The organism is Escherichia ruysiae (assembly GCF_031323975.1).
In the GTDB taxonomy this organism is placed as follows: domain Bacteria; phylum Pseudomonadota; class Gammaproteobacteria; order Enterobacterales; family Enterobacteriaceae; genus Escherichia; species Escherichia ruysiae.
Map to the genome: position 1 here is coordinate 586,890 of NZ_JAVIWS010000001.1, position 17,437 is coordinate 604,326.

At 50.3% G+C, this 17,437-nt stretch carries 19 protein-coding genes and 1 other annotated feature; of the genes, 14 read left to right on the top strand and 5 right to left on the bottom strand.

Translation table 11 applies throughout. The features are described 5' to 3' along the window. Positions 1–186 precede the first annotated feature (186 nt). Both RGV86_RS03025 and cobO read left to right on the top strand, forming a co-directional pair. Positions 187–945: a YciK family oxidoreductase gene (locus RGV86_RS03025; RefSeq protein WP_085460781.1), complete on the top strand. Its 759-nt coding sequence runs from the start codon at positions 187–189 to the stop codon at positions 943–945. Next, the gene (gene cobO / locus RGV86_RS03030; protein ID WP_085460782.1) at positions 942–1,532 is read left to right on the top strand and encodes a cob(I)yrinic acid a,c-diamide adenosyltransferase; all 591 of its coding nucleotides are present in this window, start codon (positions 942–944) and stop codon (positions 1,530–1,532) included. Before RGV86_RS03025 ends, cobO begins: the two co-directional genes overlap by 4 nt. Before the next feature lie 39 nt (positions 1,533–1,571). Here cobO and rluB read toward each other — a convergent pair whose 3' ends face one another. From rluB to rnm, 4 genes are all read right to left on the bottom strand, one after another. After that, the gene (gene rluB, locus RGV86_RS03035) at positions 1,572–2,447 is read right to left on the bottom strand and encodes a 23S rRNA pseudouridine(2605) synthase RluB (RefSeq protein WP_001291217.1); all 876 of its coding nucleotides are present in this window, start codon (positions 2,445–2,447) and stop codon (positions 1,572–1,574) included. A 211-nt stretch (positions 2,448–2,658) separates the two neighbouring features. Continuing rightward, the gene (locus RGV86_RS03040) at positions 2,659–4,542 is read right to left on the bottom strand and encodes a DUF2207 domain-containing protein (protein WP_085460783.1); all 1,884 of its coding nucleotides are present in this window, start codon (positions 4,540–4,542) and stop codon (positions 2,659–2,661) included. Positions 4,543–4,569: 27 nt separating this feature from the next. Continuing rightward, positions 4,570–5,190, bottom strand: coding sequence for an L-threonylcarbamoyladenylate synthase (locus RGV86_RS03045; RefSeq protein ID WP_001516499.1), 621 nt, complete (start codon positions 5,188–5,190; stop codon positions 4,570–4,572). Continuing rightward, positions 5,187–6,068 (bottom strand): RNase RNM, encoded by an 882-nt coding sequence (rnm, locus tag RGV86_RS03050; protein WP_001285663.1) that lies wholly within the window; start codon positions 6,066–6,068, stop codon positions 5,187–5,189. The genes RGV86_RS03045 and rnm overlap by 4 nt, the downstream gene beginning before the upstream one ends. A gap of 137 nt (positions 6,069–6,205) precedes the next feature. Between rnm and trpL the strand changes: the two genes are divergently transcribed. From trpL to RGV86_RS03095, 9 genes are all read left to right on the top strand, one after another. Beyond that, positions 6,206–6,250, top strand: a complete 45-nt coding sequence (trpL, locus tag RGV86_RS03055; RefSeq protein WP_001700591.1) for a trp operon leader peptide — start codon at positions 6,206–6,208, stop codon at positions 6,248–6,250. Next, positions 6,227–6,320: a sequence feature (Trp leader region), on the top strand. Its footprint overlaps the gene before it by 24 nt. A 21-nt stretch (positions 6,321–6,341) precedes the next feature. Beyond that, entirely contained in the window at positions 6,342–7,904 is a 1,563-nt protein-coding gene (trpE, locus tag RGV86_RS03060; RefSeq protein WP_001194557.1) for an anthranilate synthase component I, read from the top strand. Continuing rightward, positions 7,904–9,499 (top strand): bifunctional anthranilate synthase glutamate amidotransferase component TrpG/anthranilate phosphoribosyltransferase TrpD, encoded by a 1,596-nt coding sequence (gene trpD, locus RGV86_RS03065; protein ID WP_085460785.1) that lies wholly within the window; start codon positions 7,904–7,906, stop codon positions 9,497–9,499. Before trpE ends, trpD begins: the two co-directional genes overlap by 1 nt. Next, a complete protein-coding gene (gene trpCF / locus RGV86_RS03070) occupies positions 9,500–10,861 on the top strand; it encodes a bifunctional indole-3-glycerol-phosphate synthase TrpC/phosphoribosylanthranilate isomerase TrpF (protein ID WP_000983853.1) in 1,362 nt (453 codons plus the stop codon). 11 nt (positions 10,862–10,872) lie between these two features. After that, complete coding sequence (trpB, locus tag RGV86_RS03075) at positions 10,873–12,066, top strand: tryptophan synthase subunit beta (RefSeq protein ID WP_000209511.1); 1,194 nt, start codon at positions 10,873–10,875, stop codon at positions 12,064–12,066. After that, positions 12,066–12,872: a tryptophan synthase subunit alpha gene (gene trpA, locus RGV86_RS03080; protein WP_000443104.1), complete on the top strand. Its 807-nt coding sequence runs from the start codon at positions 12,066–12,068 to the stop codon at positions 12,870–12,872. The genes trpB and trpA overlap by 1 nt, the downstream gene beginning before the upstream one ends. Positions 12,873–13,252: 380 nt before the next feature. After that, positions 13,253–13,432: a con-10 family general stress protein gene (locus RGV86_RS03085; RefSeq protein ID WP_000807651.1), complete on the top strand. Its 180-nt coding sequence runs from the start codon at positions 13,253–13,255 to the stop codon at positions 13,430–13,432. An 85-nt stretch (positions 13,433–13,517) separates the two neighbouring features. Then, on the top strand, positions 13,518–14,018 hold the full coding sequence (locus tag RGV86_RS03090; protein ID WP_001056502.1) for a YciE/YciF ferroxidase family protein: 501 nt from the start codon (positions 13,518–13,520) through the stop codon (positions 14,016–14,018). A gap of 45 nt (positions 14,019–14,063) precedes the next feature. Continuing rightward, complete coding sequence (locus RGV86_RS03095) at positions 14,064–14,570, top strand: ferritin-like domain-containing protein (protein ID WP_032225064.1); 507 nt, start codon at positions 14,064–14,066, stop codon at positions 14,568–14,570. Between the two features lie 57 nt (positions 14,571–14,627). Here RGV86_RS03095 and ompW read toward each other — a convergent pair whose 3' ends face one another. Further along, the gene (gene ompW / locus RGV86_RS03100; protein ID WP_000737249.1) at positions 14,628–15,266 is read right to left on the bottom strand and encodes an outer membrane protein OmpW; all 639 of its coding nucleotides are present in this window, start codon (positions 15,264–15,266) and stop codon (positions 14,628–14,630) included. Positions 15,267–15,620: 354 nt separating this feature from the next. Here ompW and RGV86_RS03105 point away from each other — a divergent pair, with 354 nt between their 5' ends. From RGV86_RS03105 to yciA, 3 genes are all read left to right on the top strand, one after another. Continuing rightward, positions 15,621–16,364 (top strand): YciC family protein, encoded by a 744-nt coding sequence (locus RGV86_RS03105; protein WP_000028528.1) that lies wholly within the window; start codon positions 15,621–15,623, stop codon positions 16,362–16,364. A 29-nt stretch (positions 16,365–16,393) separates the two neighbouring features. Continuing rightward, positions 16,394–16,933, top strand: coding sequence for a septation protein A (locus tag RGV86_RS03110; protein WP_000808667.1), 540 nt, complete (start codon positions 16,394–16,396; stop codon positions 16,931–16,933). Positions 16,934–17,037: 104 nt separating this feature from the next. Continuing rightward, on the top strand, positions 17,038–17,436 hold the full coding sequence (gene yciA, locus RGV86_RS03115) for an acyl-CoA thioester hydrolase YciA (RefSeq protein WP_000108165.1): 399 nt from the start codon (positions 17,038–17,040) through the stop codon (positions 17,434–17,436). The last annotated feature ends 1 nt before the right edge of the window (position 17,437 follow it).

Consider the following 17,437-nt stretch of genomic DNA (forward strand, 5'->3'; position numbering starts at 1 on the left):
CACAGTTTACAACAGGCACGTTAAGCCGTCTCGCAGAGATATTCTTGACGAGAAAGTATGACAAAGTATTCATTTTGCGGCGTTATCGCCCCAGGCCGATTGAAATGCGCCTCTGTTTAAGGCATAACCCCTCAAAGTCATAAAGTACACTGGCAGCGCGACTGATGATGTCGTTGAGGAGTAGCCATGCATTACCAACCAAAACAAGATTTACTCAATGATCGTATTATCCTGGTAACCGGCGCCAGCGACGGCATTGGTCGTGAAGCCGCTCAGACTTATGCGCGTTATGGCGCGACAGTGATTTTACTGGGTCGTAATGAAGAAAAATTACGTCAGGTCGCCCAGCGTATATTCGAAGAGACCGGACGTCATCCACAGTGGTTTATTCTCGATTTACTGACCTGCACATCCGAAGATTGCCATCAACTGGCACAGCGCATTGCCGTTAATTATCCGCGTCTGGACGGCGTTTTGCATAATGCCGGATTGCTTGGCGAAGTTTGCCCGATGAGTGAACAAAATCCGCAGGTCTGGCAGGATGTCATGCAGGTCAACGTTAATGCCACCTTTATGCTGACCCAGGCACTGCTTCCTTTATTACTCAAATCGGACGCCGGTTCGCTGGTCTTTACCTCATCAAGCGTCGGGCGTCAGGGTCGGGCTAATTGGGGTGCATACGCTGCCTCAAAATTTGCCACCGAAGGAATGATGCAGGTACTGGCCGATGAATATCAACAGCGCCTGCGCGTGAACTGCATTAACCCAGGCGGTACGCGCACCGCCATGCGTGCCAGCGCCTTCCCGACGGAAGATCCGCAGAAACTCAAAACCCCCGCTGATATCATGCCACTTTACCTCTGGCTGATGGGCGATGATAGCCGCCGTAAAACCGGCATGACCTTTGACGCCCAACCGGGCCGTAAACCAGGAATTTCCCAATGAGTGATGAACGCTACCAACAGCGTCAGCAGCGAGTTAAAGAAAAAGTGGATGCCCGTGTGGCGCAGGCCCAGGATGAACGCGGCATTATTATCGTTTTTACTGGCAATGGAAAAGGCAAAACCACAGCGGCATTTGGTACGGCAACACGCGCAGTAGGTCACGGAAAAAAAGTGGGCGTCGTGCAATTTATTAAGGGCACCTGGCCTAATGGCGAACGAAATCTGCTGGAGCCGCACGGCGTTGAGTTTCAGGTAATGGCAACCGGCTTTACCTGGGATACACAAAACCGCGAGTCCGATACCGCCGCCTGCCGCGAAGTCTGGCAACATGCAAAAAGAATGCTGGCGGATTCCTCACTGGATATGGTTTTGCTCGATGAGCTGACGTATATGGTGGCGTATGACTATTTGCCACTGGAAGAAGTGATGCAGGCCTTAAATGATCGTCCACATCAGCAAACAGTGATTATCACGGGTCGTGGCTGTCATCGGGATATTCTTGAATTGGCGGATACGGTAAGTGAATTACGCCCCATCAAACATGCGTTTGATGCCGGTGTAAAAGCGCAGATAGGGATTGATTACTAATCTGTAAAAATGCCGGATATGACGTCCGGCATACTTTGATTAACCGTTATTATTACGTCCGCCAGAACGACGACCGCCGCTCACCTGACTGTGACGTTTCACCGCACGACGAATCTGATTCGCCTTCATGCGACGACGGTCTTTTTCTACAGCGACTTTAGAGCTGGTTTCTGGCGGTAGCTCCACCAGTTCGCGCAGATAGTTAGTCTGGGCAAGGTCCAGCTCCGTCCAGCCACCGCGTGGCAGACCTTTTGGCAGTGGGATATCACCGTAACGAACACGGATCAGGCGGCTTACCTGCACACCAACCGCTTCCCACAAACGACGAACTTCACGGTTACGGCCTTCGGTCAGAGTAACGTTGTACCACTGGTTGATCCCTTCGCCGCCGCTGAATTTAATGGTTTTAAAGGCTGCCGGACCGTCTTCCAACTGCACGCCACGACTCAAATCACGCAGTTTCGCGTCGTCAACCTGACCAAATACACGCACGGCATATTCACGTTCAACTTCACGGCTTGGGTGCATTAAACGGTTTGCCAGTTCACCGTCGGTGGTGAACAGCAACAGACCACAGGTATTAACGTCGAGACGACCTACGGCAATCCAGCGTGCGCCACGCAGCTTCGGCAGACGGTCAAACACTGTTGGACGCCCTTCCGGGTCGTTACGAGTACATAACTCACCTTCCGGCTTGTAATAGGCCAGCACGCGACAAATTTGCTCAGCGGACTCACGCACCGAAATCAGGTGACCATCGATACGAATTTTCAGTCCAGGAGTAACTTCAACGCGATCGCCGAGTTTAGCAATTTTGCCATCAACACTCACACGACCGGCTTCAATAATAGATTCGATTTCACGGCGAGAACCGTGGCCGGCACGCGCCAGCACTTTCTGTAGCTTTTCGCTCATAGAGCTTCCTTTTGGTGTCGCCTTCCCAGGCGTCTGATATGCTTTGTGCAACAGTGAGTCAGAACTTACATCTGACTCACTGATAGTAAAGTCTGTTCGAACTCTTCCGGCCTTAAGTCAACGACATGACGTTTTAACTGGCCTGGCTTTGAGGCGCAACATACTACACTATCTTTAGGGTTAAAGCTTGTTTCGATTAACATCAGCTTGATTACCAGCCACCACCGCCTGCGCCACCGGCACTACTACCGGAATAACTTCGCCCCAACAAACTGGTATTAGCTCCCAGACTCAGGTGCATCTGTAATGAGAATAAAACGCCGCTACGGGCAATTTCCGGAGCGCGAACAGCCGCTGTAAGTGACGGAGTGATACGTGCTGCCCATTCTCTGCCAAGGTTTGCCGAGACCGCCCAACCTAACAAAGTGTAATCCAGTTTCCGTGTTTCCCCTTTCCGCCGCCGCCCACTGTGCGTTGCCGCCTCTTTACGCGCAAGATAGTTGACGATAGCCTCGCCGTGGGCATAACGTTGCTGCCCAGTTTGTGTAAACTGTGGCAGAAAAATATACCCCAGGGCGGTGAGATACCCCGTCAGGAAAACGGCACTAAAATAACCGGCTGGCATATACCAGTAAAAGAACACATCTCCGACATTGATGTAGAGAGAATAGAAAGCCACGCCTGAACAAATCAGTGGTAAAAACAAAGTGATGATTACACGATTAACGCAAGGCTTGTCATCATCGCGGGCAAACAAAAGCGCAAGGGAAGAAAACAAAAAAGGAAGAAGCCAGCAGGTCATGATAAACATATCAGCCACCAGACTCATACCTGCCCAGCCAACGGGACTCAGGTTTCCATAAAAAATGACTGCTAATATCGCCAGTCCGCCCCATTGCAAAAACGCATCCGGTCGGTAAAACGAAGACTTTTTACGCGGCAGATAAAATTTCTGCATCCGTAAAAATGCCCTGCGTAAGACTCTGTTGCGTCTCCCCGTAAGAACGACCTTATCGCCTTTACGAAATAACGCTTCCAGTAATAACTGCTCTGCGGGCAGTAGTACCTCATTATTTCTGGTCGCGCCTTCATTAACACGAATCAGGATTTGCTGGTTCTTGTCATACAGGTCTTCCAGATGAATTTTTCCTTTCACAATCAGATTTACGATATCGGCACAAAAACCTTTATCGTCGTAAACCAGCTTCGCATCGAGACGCAACATGCCAGGCGTGTAATCTGGGGGAATGATTTCAGTTTCACTCACATCTACCGGCGTAAATTGTGGCCTGCGCTTCCAGAGATATAACCATCCACACACCAGTAACAGACACGGTAACCAAATGATAAGAGACGATGTTGAGGGCAAAAAAAGATGGCTAAAAATATTCGTCGTGTGTTGTGCCGGGGCATTATCCAGCAAGGCATGAGGCCAACGGTAGAGTGCAGTGAAATCTTCACGGTAAAACGGATCGCGGGATTCAATTCTTCCGTCCTCAAGGATGCGGCCATTTCGATATGTGTCGCCCTCTTCTCCAGTAAAGAGATCGATTTCGCTAAATGGATTACCCGCAATATCAGGCAACTTGAGTGAAAATCGGGTCTTATAGATTTCAAACGGCCAGTTATTACCAGTTACGTTCCAGATAAGCAGGTCAGAATCACCCTCACGTAGTACAGCATTTTCAACCTGGTAATGAATTTGATAATGATAATCGCCTTGTGGCAAGAAACGCTGCTTATCGCCCACGACAATACTCATCAACCCGATATGCCAGTCAAGTTGCCAGGGTTCAGGAATACCATCACGAGTGACGCCAATAATGCGATAGTTTAGCAGCGCCGCATCACCATTAGGCTGCATCCATAATCGAGGCAAATCACGATAAAATCCATGCTTAATCTGCTGATTTCTCGCCTGAAAATGAATGTTCTCTTTAATGTCGAGCACCCCATCAGGTTGCATGGTGGCCTCAACATCAAAGAGCGAGATCCCTTCTTCATGATAAGGAATCTCCATGTTTTTCGCGTAACCCAGCGATGAGAAAAGCAGCCCAGCTATCAACAGCAAAATGCAGCGAAATGTCCCTGCCATAATCTTCCATCCGTGGAACGCAATTTTTTATAAGAAAGGCTTCACATCACCTACGCCTTCACGCACCACGACTGGCGTATCATCGGTGAGGTCGATGACCGTTGTCGGTTTCTGGCCGAGATAACCGCCGTGAATGATCAAATCCACCTGTTTTTCCAGACGGTCTTTAATTTCTTCCGGATCGGATTCGGTAAATTCGCTGCCCGGCAGCATCAACGAAGTGGAAAGCATCGGTTCACCCAGCACCTCAAGTAACGCCTGGGCGATGGGGTTTGACGGCACGCGCATCCCGATGGTTTTGCGTTTTTCCTGCAACAAACGGCGTGGCACTTCCTTCGTCCCCTTAAGGATGAAGGTATAGTTACCTGGCGTGTTGTTTTTCATCAGACGAAACGCGACGTTATCCACAAAGGAATAGGTCGAAAGTTCAGAAAGATCGCGACACATCAGGGTAAAGTTGTGACCGTCCGGCAGCTGGCGAATACGACAAATACGCTCCATGGCGTTTTTATCTTCAATTTTACAGCCGAGCGCATAGCCGGAATCGGTTGGATAAACAATCACCCCGCCTTTACGCACGATCTCCACCGCCTGATTGATCAGACGTTGCTGCGGGTTATCAGGATGAATATAAAAAAACTGACTCATAATTCCCTCTCTGTGGTGTTCTGCGGCTGTTCCCATAGCTGCCAGACGCCTTCAACGCCTGCGGGCAGCCAGAGTTTACGACCCAGTTCGATCCACGGGCATGGCTGATGAAAATCAGATCCTTGTGATGCCCATAAATGGTGCTGACGCGCAAGTGTCGCCAGTTGGGTGCGTTCATTGGGCGATTGCTGGCACTGCGCGACTTCCATCGCGTCGCCGTGGTGTTCGGCAAAATGCGCAACCAATCTTTTCAGCCATTTAGCACTAAGATTGTACCGCCCAGGATGAGCTAGTACCGCCTTACCGCCAGAATGATGAATGACATCAATAGCTTGTTCTATTGTACACCACTGTGGCGGAACGTATCCGGTTTTCCCGCGCGCCAGATACTTTTTAAAGACATCCGCCATTGAACTGGCTTTGCCGCACTCCACAAGGAAACGAGCAAAATGACCGCGCGTCACCGCGCCGCCCTGCGCCAGCCGTTGCGCGCCTTCCAGCGCACCAGGTATTTGCGCTTTTTCAAGTCTTTCGGCAATTAGCTGCGCCCGCTGATTGCGCCGTTCTGTCTGCTGCGCGAGGAACTCACACATTAGCGGATGAGTAATATCAATATTCAGCCCGACAATATGAATTTCATGATTTTCCCAGACCGTGGAAATTTCCACGCCGGGAATAAGATTCAGCGCCAGCCCCGAACGTGAAATTTCCTCTCTTGCTGGCGCGATTGCGGCTGTGGTGTCATGGTCGGTGATCGCCAGGGTGCCGACGCGCATCTCGACTGCACGGTGCACCAATGCTTCTGGCGTCAGACAGCCATCGGAAGCTGTCGTATGGCTGTGCAGGTCGTAAATCACTGCGTAATTCGTGTCGCTCAAGGCGCACTCCCGTTCTGGATAATGTTTTTTGCGCCGACATCATAACGGTTCTGGCAAATATTCTGAAATGAGCTGTTGACAATTAATCATTGAACTAGTTAACTAGTACGCAAGTTCACGCAAAAAGGGTATCGACAATGAAAGCAATTTTCGTACTGAAAGGTTGGTGGCGCACTTCCTGAAACGGGCAGTGTATTCACCATGCGTAAAGCAATCAGATACCCAGCCCGCCTAATCAGCGGGCTTTTTTTTGAACAAAATTAGAGAATAACAATGCAAACACAAAAACCGAATCTCGAATTGCTAACCTGCGAAGGCGCTTATCGCGACAATCCCACCGCGCTTTTTCACCAGTTGTGTGGGGATCGTCCGGCAACGCTGCTGCTGGAATCCGCAGATATCGACAGCAAAGATGATTTAAAAAGCCTGCTGCTGGTAGACAGTGCGCTGCGCATTACAGCACTAGGTGACACTGTCACAATCCAGGCGCTTTCCGGCAATGGCGAAACCCTGCTGACACTACTGGATAACGCCCTGCCTGCGGGGGTGGAAAATGAACAATCACCAAACTGCCGTGTGCTGCGCTTCCCCCCTGTCAGTCCACTGCTGGATGAAGACGCCCGCTTATGCTCCCTTTCGGTTTTTGACGCTTTCCGCTTATTGCAGAATCTGTTGAATGTACCGAAGGAAGAACGGGAAGCGATGTTCTTTGGCGGCCTGTTCTCTTATGACCTGGTCGCGGGGTTTGAAGATTTACCGCAATTGTCAGCGGAAAATAACTGCCCTGATTTCTGTTTTTATCTCGCTGAAACGCTGATGGTGATTGACCATCAGAAAAAAAGCACCCGCATTCAGGCCAGCCTGTTTGCGCCGAATGAAGAAGAAAAACAGCGTCTCACTGCACGTCTGAACGAACTACGTCAGCAACTGACCGAAGCCGCGCCGCCGCTGCCAGTGGTTTCCGTACCGCATATGCGTTGTGAATGTAATCAGAGCGATGAAGAGTTCGGTGGCGTAGTGCGTTCGTTGCAAAAAGCGATTCGCGCCGGAGAAATTTTCCAGGTCGTCCCCTCTCGCCGTTTCTCACTGCCCTGCCCGTCACCGCTGGCAGCCTATTACGTGCTGAAAAAGAGTAACCCCAGCCCGTATATGTTTTTTATGCAGGATGATGATTTCACTCTGTTCGGTGCGTCGCCGGAAAGTTCGCTCAAGTATGACGCCACCAGCCGCCAGATTGAAATCTACCCGATTGCAGGAACACGCCCACGAGGTCGTCGCGCCGATGGTTCACTGGACAGAGACCTCGACAGCCGCATAGAACTGGAGATGCGTACCGACCATAAAGAGCTTTCGGAACATCTGATGTTGGTGGATCTCGCCCGTAATGATCTGGCACGCATTTGCACCCCCGGCAGCCGCTACGTTGCCGACCTCACCAAAGTTGACCGTTACTCTTACGTGATGCATCTCGTCTCCCGCGTTGTCGGTGAATTGCGCCACGATCTTGACGCCCTGCACGCTTATCGCGCCTGTATGAATATGGGCACATTAAGCGGTGCGCCGAAAGTGCGCGCCATGCAGTTAATTGCCGAAGCGGAAGGTCGTCGACGCGGCAGTTACGGCGGCGCGGTAGGTTATTTCACCGCACACGGCGATCTCGACACCTGCATTGTGATCCGCTCGGCACTGGTGGAAAACGGCATCGCCACCGTGCAGGCCGGTGCTGGCGTGGTTCTTGATTCTGTTCCGCAGTCGGAAGCCGACGAAACCCGTAATAAAGCCCGCGCTGTACTGCGCGCTATCGCCACCGCGCATCATGCACAGGAGACTTTCTGATGGCTGACATTCTGCTGCTCGATAATATCGACTCTTTTACTTACAACCTGGCAGATCAGTTGCGCAGCAATGGTCATAACGTGGTGATTTACCGCAACCATATTCCGGCGCAGACCTTAATTGAACGCCTGGCGACGATGAGCAATCCGGTGCTGATGCTTTCTCCTGGCCCCGGTGTGCCGAGCGAAGCGGGTTGCATGCCGGAACTGCTTACTCGTCTGCGCGGCAAGCTGCCGATTATTGGCATTTGCCTCGGTCATCAGGCGATTGTCGAAGCCTATGGGGGTTATGTCGGCCAGGCGGGCGAAATTCTGCACGGTAAAGCGTCGAGCATTGAACATGACGGTCAGGCGATGTTTGCCGGGTTAACAAACCCTCTGCCAGTGGCGCGTTATCACTCGCTGGTGGGCAGTAACATTCCGGCCGGTTTAACCATCAACGCCCATTTTAATGGCATGGTGATGGCGGTTCGTCATGATGCGGATCGCGTCTGTGGATTCCAGTTCCATCCGGAATCCATTCTCACCACCCAGGGCGCTCGCTTGCTGGAACAAACGCTGGCCTGGGCGCAGCAAAAGCTGGAACCCACCAACACGCTGCAACCGATTCTGGAAAAACTGTATCAGGCGCAGACCCTTAGCCAGCAGGAAAGCCACCAGCTATTTTCAGCAGTGGTACGTGGTGAACTGAAGCCGGAACAACTGGCGGCGGCGCTGGTGAGCATGAAAATTCGTGGCGAACACCCGAACGAAATCGCCGGAGCAGCAACTGCGCTTCTGGAAAACGCTGCGCCGTTCCCGCGCCCGGATTATCTGTTTGCCGATATTGTCGGCACCGGCGGTGACGGCAGCAACAGTATCAACATTTCTACCGCCAGTGCTTTTGTTGCAGCAGCCTGTGGGCTGAAAGTGGCGAAACACGGCAACCGCAGCGTCTCCAGTAAATCGGGTTCTTCGGATCTGCTGGCGGCGTTCGGTATTAATCTTGATATGAACGCCGATAAATCGCGCCAGGCGCTAGATGAGTTAGGCGTCTGTTTCCTCTTTGCACCGAAATATCACACCGGATTCCGCCACGCGATGCCGGTTCGTCAGCAACTGAAAACCCGCACTCTGTTCAACGTGCTGGGGCCATTGATTAACCCGGCGCATCCGCCGCTGGCGTTAATTGGTGTTTATAGTCCGGAGCTGGTACTGCCGATTGCCGAAACGCTGCGCGTGTTGGGGTATCAACGCGCAGCGGTTGTGCACAGCGGCGGAATGGATGAAGTTTCGTTACACGCACCAACGATTGTTGCCGAGTTGCACGATGGCGAAATTAAAAGCTATCAGTTGACCGCAGAAAATTTTGGCCTGACGCCCTACCACCAGGAACAACTGGCAGGCGGAACGCCGGAAGAAAACCGTGACATTTTAACACGTTTGTTACAAGGTAAAGGCGACGCCGCCCATGAGGCAGCCGTCGCGGCGAATGTCGCCATGTTAATGCGCCTGCATGGCCAGGAAGATCTGCAAGCCAATGCGCAAACCGTTCTTGAGGTACTGCGTAGTGGTTCCGCTTACGACAGAGTCACCGCACTGGCGGCACGAGGGTAAATGATGCAAACCGTTTTAGCGAAAATCGTCGCGGACAAGGCGATTTGGGTAGAAGCCCGTAAACAGCAGCAACCACTTGCCAGTTTTCAGAATGAAATTCAGCCGAGCACGCGACATTTTTATGATGCGCTACAGGGTGCACGTACCGCATTTATTCTGGAATGCAAGAAAGCGTCGCCATCAAAAGGCGTGATCCGTGATGATTTCGATCCGGCACGCATTGCCTCGATTTATAAGCATTACGCTTCGGCAATTTCGGTGCTGACTGATGAGAAATATTTCCAGGGAAGCTTTGATTTCCTCCCCATCGTCAGCCAAATCGCGCCACAGCCGATTTTATGTAAAGACTTTATTATCGACCCTTACCAGATCTATCTGGCGCGCTATTACCAGGCTGATGCCTGCTTATTAATGCTTTCAGTGCTGGACGACGAATCGTATCGCCAGCTTGCAGCCGTCGCCCATAGTTTGAAGATGGGTGTGCTGACCGAAGTCAGTAATGAAGAGGAACTGGAGCGCGCCATTGCATTGGGGGCAAAGGTCGTTGGCATCAACAACCGCGATCTGCGTGATTTGTCGATTGATCTCAACCGTACCCGCGAGCTTGCGCCGAAACTGGGGCACAACGTGACGGTAATCAGCGAATCCGGCATCAATACTTACGCTCAGGTGCGCGAGTTAAGCCACTTCGCTAACGGTTTTCTGATTGGTTCGGCGTTGATGGCCCATGACGATTTGCACGCCGCCGTGCGTCGGGTGTTGCTGGGTGAGAATAAAGTATGTGGCCTGACGCGTGGGCAAGATGCTAAAGCAGCTTATGACGCGGGCGCGATTTACGGTGGGTTGATTTTTGTTGCGACATCACCACGTTGCGTCAACGTTGAACAGGCGCAGGAAGTGATGGCTGCGGCACCGTTGCAGTATGTTGGCGTGTTCCGCAATCACGATATTGCCGATGTGGCAGGCAAAGCTAAGGTGTTATCGCTGGTGGCAGTGCAACTGCATGGCAGTGAAGATCAGCAATATATCGACGCACTGCGTGATGCTCTGCCAGCAAACGTTGCCATCTGGAAAGCATTGAGCGTTGGAGAAACCCTGCCCGCGCGCGATTTTCAGCACGTTGATAAATATGTTTTCGATAACGGCCAGGGCGGAAGCGGGCAACGTTTCGACTGGTCACTGTTAAACGGTCAATCGCTTGGCAACGTTCTGCTGGCGGGTGGCTTAGGCGCAGATAACTGCGTGGAAGCGGCACAAACCGGCTGCGCCGGGCTTGATTTTAATTCTGCTGTAGAGTCGCAACCGGGCATCAAAGACGCACGTCTTTTGGCCTCGGTTTTCCAGACACTGCGCGCATATTAAGGAAAGGAACAATGACAACATTACTTAACCCGTATTTTGGTGAGTTTGGCGGCATGTACGTGCCACAAATCCTGATGCCTGCCCTGCGCCAGCTGGAAGAAGCCTTCGTCAGCGCACAAAAAGATCCAGAATTTCAGGCGCAGTTTAATGATCTGCTAAAAAACTATGCCGGACGCCCGACCGCGCTGACTAAATGCCAGAATATTACGGCCGGCACTAACACCACGTTGTACCTGAAACGTGAAGATTTACTGCACGGCGGCGCACATAAAACAAACCAGGTGCTGGGTCAGGCCTTACTGGCGAAGCGGATGGGTAAAACCGAAATCATCGCCGAAACCGGTGCCGGTCAGCATGGTGTGGCGTCTGCCCTTGCCAGCGCCCTGCTTGGCCTGAAATGTCGAATTTATATGGGTGCCAAAGACGTCGAACGTCAGTCGCCCAACGTTTTTCGTATGCGCTTAATGGGCGCGGAAGTGATCCCGGTACATAGCGGTTCCGCGACGCTGAAAGATGCTTGTAACGAGGCTCTGCGCGACTGGTCCGGCAGTTATGAAACCGCGCACTACATGCTGGGCACCGCAGCTGGCCCGCATCCTTACCCGACCATTGTGCGTGAGTTTCAACGGATGATTGGCGAAGAAACCAAAGCACAGATTCTGGAAAGAGAAGGTCGCCTACCGGACGCCGTTATCGCCTGTGTTGGCGGCGGTTCGAATGCCATCGGGATGTTTGCTGATTTCATCAACGAAACCGACGTTGGCCTGATTGGGGTGGAACCAGGCGGTCACGGTATCGAAACCGGCGAGCACGGTGCACCATTGAAACATGGTCGTGTGGGCATCTATTTCGGTATGAAAGCGCCGATGATGCAGACAGAAGACGGGCAGATTGAAGAATCTTACTCCATCTCAGCCGGGCTGGATTTCCCGTCTGTCGGCCCGCAACACGCGTATCTCAACAGCACTGGACGCGCTGATTATGTCTCAATTACCGATGATGAAGCACTGGACGCCTTTAAAACGCTGTGCCTGCATGAAGGGATCATCCCGGCGCTGGAATCCTCCCATGCCCTGGCTCATGCGCTGAAAATGATGCGCGAAAACCCGGAAAAAGAGCAGCTGCTGGTGGTTAACCTTTCCGGTCGCGGCGATAAAGACATCTTCACCGTTCACGATATTTTGAAAGCACGAGGGGAAATCTGATGGAACGCTATGAAACTCTGTTTGCCCGTTTGAAGGAGCGCAAAGAAGGCGCATTCGTTCCTTTCGTCACGCTCGGTGATCCGGGCATTGAGCAGTCGCTGAAAATTATCGATGCGCTAATTGAAGCCGGTGCTGACGCGCTGGAGTTAGGCATCCCCTTCTCTGACCCGCTGGCGGATGGCCCGACGATTCAAAACGCCACACTGCGTGCTTTTGCGGCGGGTGTGACCCCGGCACAATGTTTTGAAATGCTGGCACTGATTCGCCAGAAACACCCGAATATTCCCATTGGCCTTCTGATGTATGCCAACCTGGTGTTTAACAAAGGTATTGATGAGTTTTATGCCCAATGCGAGAAAGTCGGCGTCGATTCGGTGCTGGTTGCCGATGTGCCCGTGGAAGAGTCTGCGCCCTTCCGCCAGGCTTCGTTGCGCCATAACGTCGCACCTATATTTATCTGCCCGCCGAATGCCGACGATGATTTGCTGCGTCAGATAGCCTCTTATGGTCGTGGTTACACCTATTTGCTGTCGCGTGCGGGCGTGACCGGAGCTGAAAACCGCGCAGCGTTACCCCTCAATCATCTGCTCGCGAAGCTGAAAGAGTACAATGCTGCGCCTCCGTTACAAGGGTTTGGTATTTCCGCCCCGGAACAGGTAAAAGCAGCGATTGATGCAGGAGCTGCGGGCGCGATTTCTGGTTCGGCCATTGTTAAAATCATCGAGCAACATATTGATGAGCCAGAGAAAATGTTGGTGGCATTGAAAGCTTTTATACAACCGATGAAAGCGGCAACACGCAGTTAATCCCACAGCCGTCAGTTCTGCTGGCGGCATTTTGTATTCCTTTAACGAAGCCAGAAAAATCTTAATTTTATTCATTATTTGCCTTTTTACCGTTTCGCTTAACCTAACATACGTCAACTTACGTCATTTTTCCGCCCAACAGTAATATAATCAAACAAATTAATCCCGCAACATAACACCAGTAAAATCAATAATTTTTCCTAAGTCACTTATTCCTCAGGCAATTGCTAATATATCCAGAACCTTCCTCAAAATATATTTCCCACCCTCCCTCCTTGTCACGCTTAATTTGACTAATTCTTATTAGCAACTAATTTTAATGAGTGTCGACACACAACACTCATATTAGTCAAACAATGCAACGTAACGGGAGAAATAACATGGCCGAACATCGTGGTGGTTCAGGAAATTTCGCCGAAGATCGTGAGAAGGCATCCGACGCAGGTCGTAAAGGTGGTCAGCACAGCGGCGGTAATTTTAAAAACGATCCGCAACGCGCATCCGAAGCGGGTAAAAAAGGCGGTCAACAAAGCGGTGGTAATAAATCAGGAAAATCCTGATCCACCGTTAATTATTAATATCAGCTGATAAAGATAATTGTATCTGCGGGCCGTATGGCTCGCAGTGATTTCACTGGAGAAAAATATGAATATGAAGACCATTGAAGATGTATTTATTCACCTGCTTTCAGACACCTACAGCGCAGAAAAACAGTTAACTCGCGCGCTGGCAAAACTTTCCAGAGCGACATCAAACGAAAAACTAAGTCAGGCTTTTCATGCGCACCTTGAGGAAACTCATGGACAGATAGAACGTATTGATCAAGTCGTAGAATCCGAATCAAATCTTAAAATTAAACGCATGAAGTGCGTAGCAATGGAAGGACTCATTGAAGAAGCTAATGAGGTCATTGAGAGCACAGAAAAAAACGAAGTGCGTGACGCCGCGCTCATTGCAGCTGCACAGAAAGTCGAGCACTATGAGATCGCCAGTTACGGGACCTTAGCGACGCTGGCTGAACAATTAGGTTACCGTAAAGCAGCGAAGCTTCTGAAAGAAACTCTGGAAGAAGAAAAGGCCACCGACATCAAACTGACTGATCTGGCTCTTAATAACGTAAATAAGAAAGCCGAAAATAAAGCCTGAAATATGAACTTCAACTTTCAGTAATTTTATAAAGAGGACATTTTCATGAATCGTATTGAACATTATCATGACTGGCTACGTGACGCCCACGCAATGGAAAAGCAAGCCGAATCTATGCTTGAATCCATGGCCAGCCGCATAGATAATTATCCTGATTTACGCGCACGTATTGAACAACATCTTAGCGAAACTAAAAACCAGATTGTTCAATTGGAAACTATTCTTGACCGTAATGACATTTCGCGTTCAGTCATTAAAGATTCCATGAGTAAAATGGCGGCGCTTGGGCAGTCTATCGGTGGTATTTTTCCTTCTGATGAAATTGTCAAAGGTTCCATTAGCGGCTATGTCTTCGAGCAATTTGAAATCGCCTGCTATACCTCACTATTAGCTGCGGCAAAAAATGCCGGTGATACAGCCTCTATTCCGGTCATCGAAGCGATTTTAAATGAGGAAAAGCAGATGGCCGACTGGCTAATTCAGCATATTCCGCAAACAACTGAGAAATTTTTAATTCGTGCTGAAACTGATGGTGTAGAAGCGAAGAAATAATACCCTTTATACCATGTCCTTATTGACCCCGTAATTACGGGGTCATTTTGCGGGGAATTAAAAACGATATCCTGCTGAGAACATAAACACCCACGGATCGAGGCGTACACTGTCGTGTTGCTGTGCACCGCCCAGTTTATAATTTGCGGTAGTATCGATATCCATGTACCAGACTGACATGTTAACCAACCAGTCACGGTTAATCAGATAATCCACCCCAACCTGCCCGGCAGCGCCCCAGGAATCTTTCAGACTGAGATCGGAAAGCCCGGCCTCTTTGCCATGATCGTTAAATCCATTATCAAAGAACGTGGTGTAGTTAATACCGGCACCAACGTAAGGACGGAATTTGCTGCTGGCATCACCAAAATACCACTGCGCCATCAGTGTTGGCGGCAGATGATGGACTGTTGCAATATCACCGGTCGCGCGAGTACCGATTTTATGGCGGAAAGGCGTCGCTGCCAGTAATTCAACACCGATATTGTCAGTCGCCATGTACGTAAACGTCAGGCCCAACTGAGTGTTATTAGTCACGCTAAATCCCCCCAGACTTCCTAACGTACCACCAGCGCCTTCTGTCGGACGCACAGTCGCAGAACCTGCACGCATAAAAAACTCGCCTGCTTCATGCGCAAAGGCTGTGCCAGAGAGAAGTGTTGTTACTGCCAAAGCCGCCACTGTTAATTTTTTCATATCCGCTCCGTCGTTATGGTTATAAAAACGTGACAAATATACCTACATTGGGGTAACAAATGATCCTACACAGATCACACTACATCCTCTAAATCACCCTTTATTGATCTGGATTAATTTAGAAGTTGCATCACAAATCCTGGTTAATGTGATTTAAATCAATTTTCGAATATTTGCGCTGCGCAAATATTAACGCGCTCGCCACTTGCTCCCGTCTGCACACATAAATGCCAACAATTACCTCCGCTTTACAAAGATATGCTTTTCCATACATGACCTGATGCTGCCACTGAGAGGCTAACCAGGGTACAATTGCCCGCTAATTAACACCTGCATAAAACTCAAGGAGAGTGCATGTCTATCACGGCGCAGTCCGTATACCGTGACACCGGAAATTTCTTCCGTAATCAATTTATGACCATTCTGTTGGTATCGTTGCTTTGTGCATTTATCACAGTGGTGTTAGGACATGTTTTCTCACCCAGTGACGCTCAACTTGCGCAGCTCAATGACGGTGTACCCGTTAGTGGCGGCGGTGGGTTGTTCGACCTGGTACAAAATATGTCCCCGGAACAACAGCAGATTTTGCTGCGTGCGTCCGCTGCTTCTACCTTTTCAGGATTAATCGGTAACGCCATTCTTGCGGGCGGCGTATTATTAATGATCCAGCTAGTGTCCGCCGGTCAGCGGGTCAGCGCATTACGGGCAATTGGCGCGAGCGCTCCGGTATTACCGAAGCTATTCTTGCTAATCCTCCTGACAACATTGATTGTGCAAATAGGCATCATGCTGGTGGTCGTTCCTGGTATCATCATGGCCATCCTGCTGGCGTTGGCTCCCGTGATGCTGGTCCAGGATAAAATGGGCGTTTTCGCCTCCATGCGCAGCAGTATGCGGCTGACATGGGCGAATATGCGTCTGGTGGCACCTGCGGTATTGAGCTGGTTACTGGCAAAAACTCTGTTGTTGCTGTTTGCCTCTTCGTTTGCCGCATTAACCCCAGAAATTGGCGCTGTACTGGCGAACACCTTGAGCAACCTGATTTCAGCCGTATTGCTCATCTATCTGTTCCGTCTGTACATGTTGATTCGCCAATAACCCTAAGCATTTGATTACGGAATCGTAAAATGAAGCAGTTTCTTGATTTTCTACCGCTGGTTGTCTTCTTCGCGTTCTATAAGATTTATGACATCTATGCGGCAACTGCGGCGCTGATCGTCGCCACAGCGATTGTGCTTATTTATAGCTGGGTTCGCTTTCGTAAGGTTGAGAAGATGGCTCTGATCACCTTTGTTCTGGTGGTTGTCTTCGGTGGTCTGACGCTATTCTTCCACAATGATGAGTTTATTAAATGGAAGGTCACCGTAATTTACGCACTGTTTGCCGGTGCTCTGTTGGTTAGCCAATGGGTAATGAAAAAGCCGCTGATTCAACGTATGTTGGGTAAAGAGCTTACCCTGCCGCAGCCAGTATGGTCGAAGTTGAATCTGGCCTGGGCAGTCTTTTTTATCCTTTGCGGGCTGGCAAACATCTATATCGCTTTCTGGCTACCACAAAATATTTGGGTCAACTTCAAAGTGTTCGGTCTGACCGCCCTCACCTTAATCTTCACGCTGTTAAGCGGTATCTATATCTACCGCCACATGCCACAGGAAGATAAATCATAACCAGACTGCCAGTCCTTCGGGGCTGGCGCTGTATCTCCTCTGTTCTCCTCAGGAAAATCATAGTAGCATCGCGCCTGTGATTTTCCTTTTTAGTCGGTTTTACCATGTCAACAACACATAACGTCCCCCAGGGCGATCTGGTTTTACGAACTTTAGCCATGCCTGCCGATACCAATGCCAATGGTGACATCTTTGGTGGTTGGTTAATGTCGCAGATGGATATTGGTGGTGCCATTCTGGCAAAAGAAATTGCACACGGTCGCGTAGTAACCGTGCGGGTTGAAGGAATGACTTTCTTGCGGCCGGTTGCGGTCGGCGATGTAGTGTGCTGCTATGCACGCTGTGTCCAAAAAGGGACAACATCTGTCAGTATTAATATTGAAGTGTGGGTGAAAAAGGTGGCGTCTGAACCACTTGGGCAACGCTATAAAGCGACGGAAGCATTATTTAAGTATGTCGCTGTAGATCCTGAAGGAAAGCCTCGCGCCTTACCCGTTGAGTAAT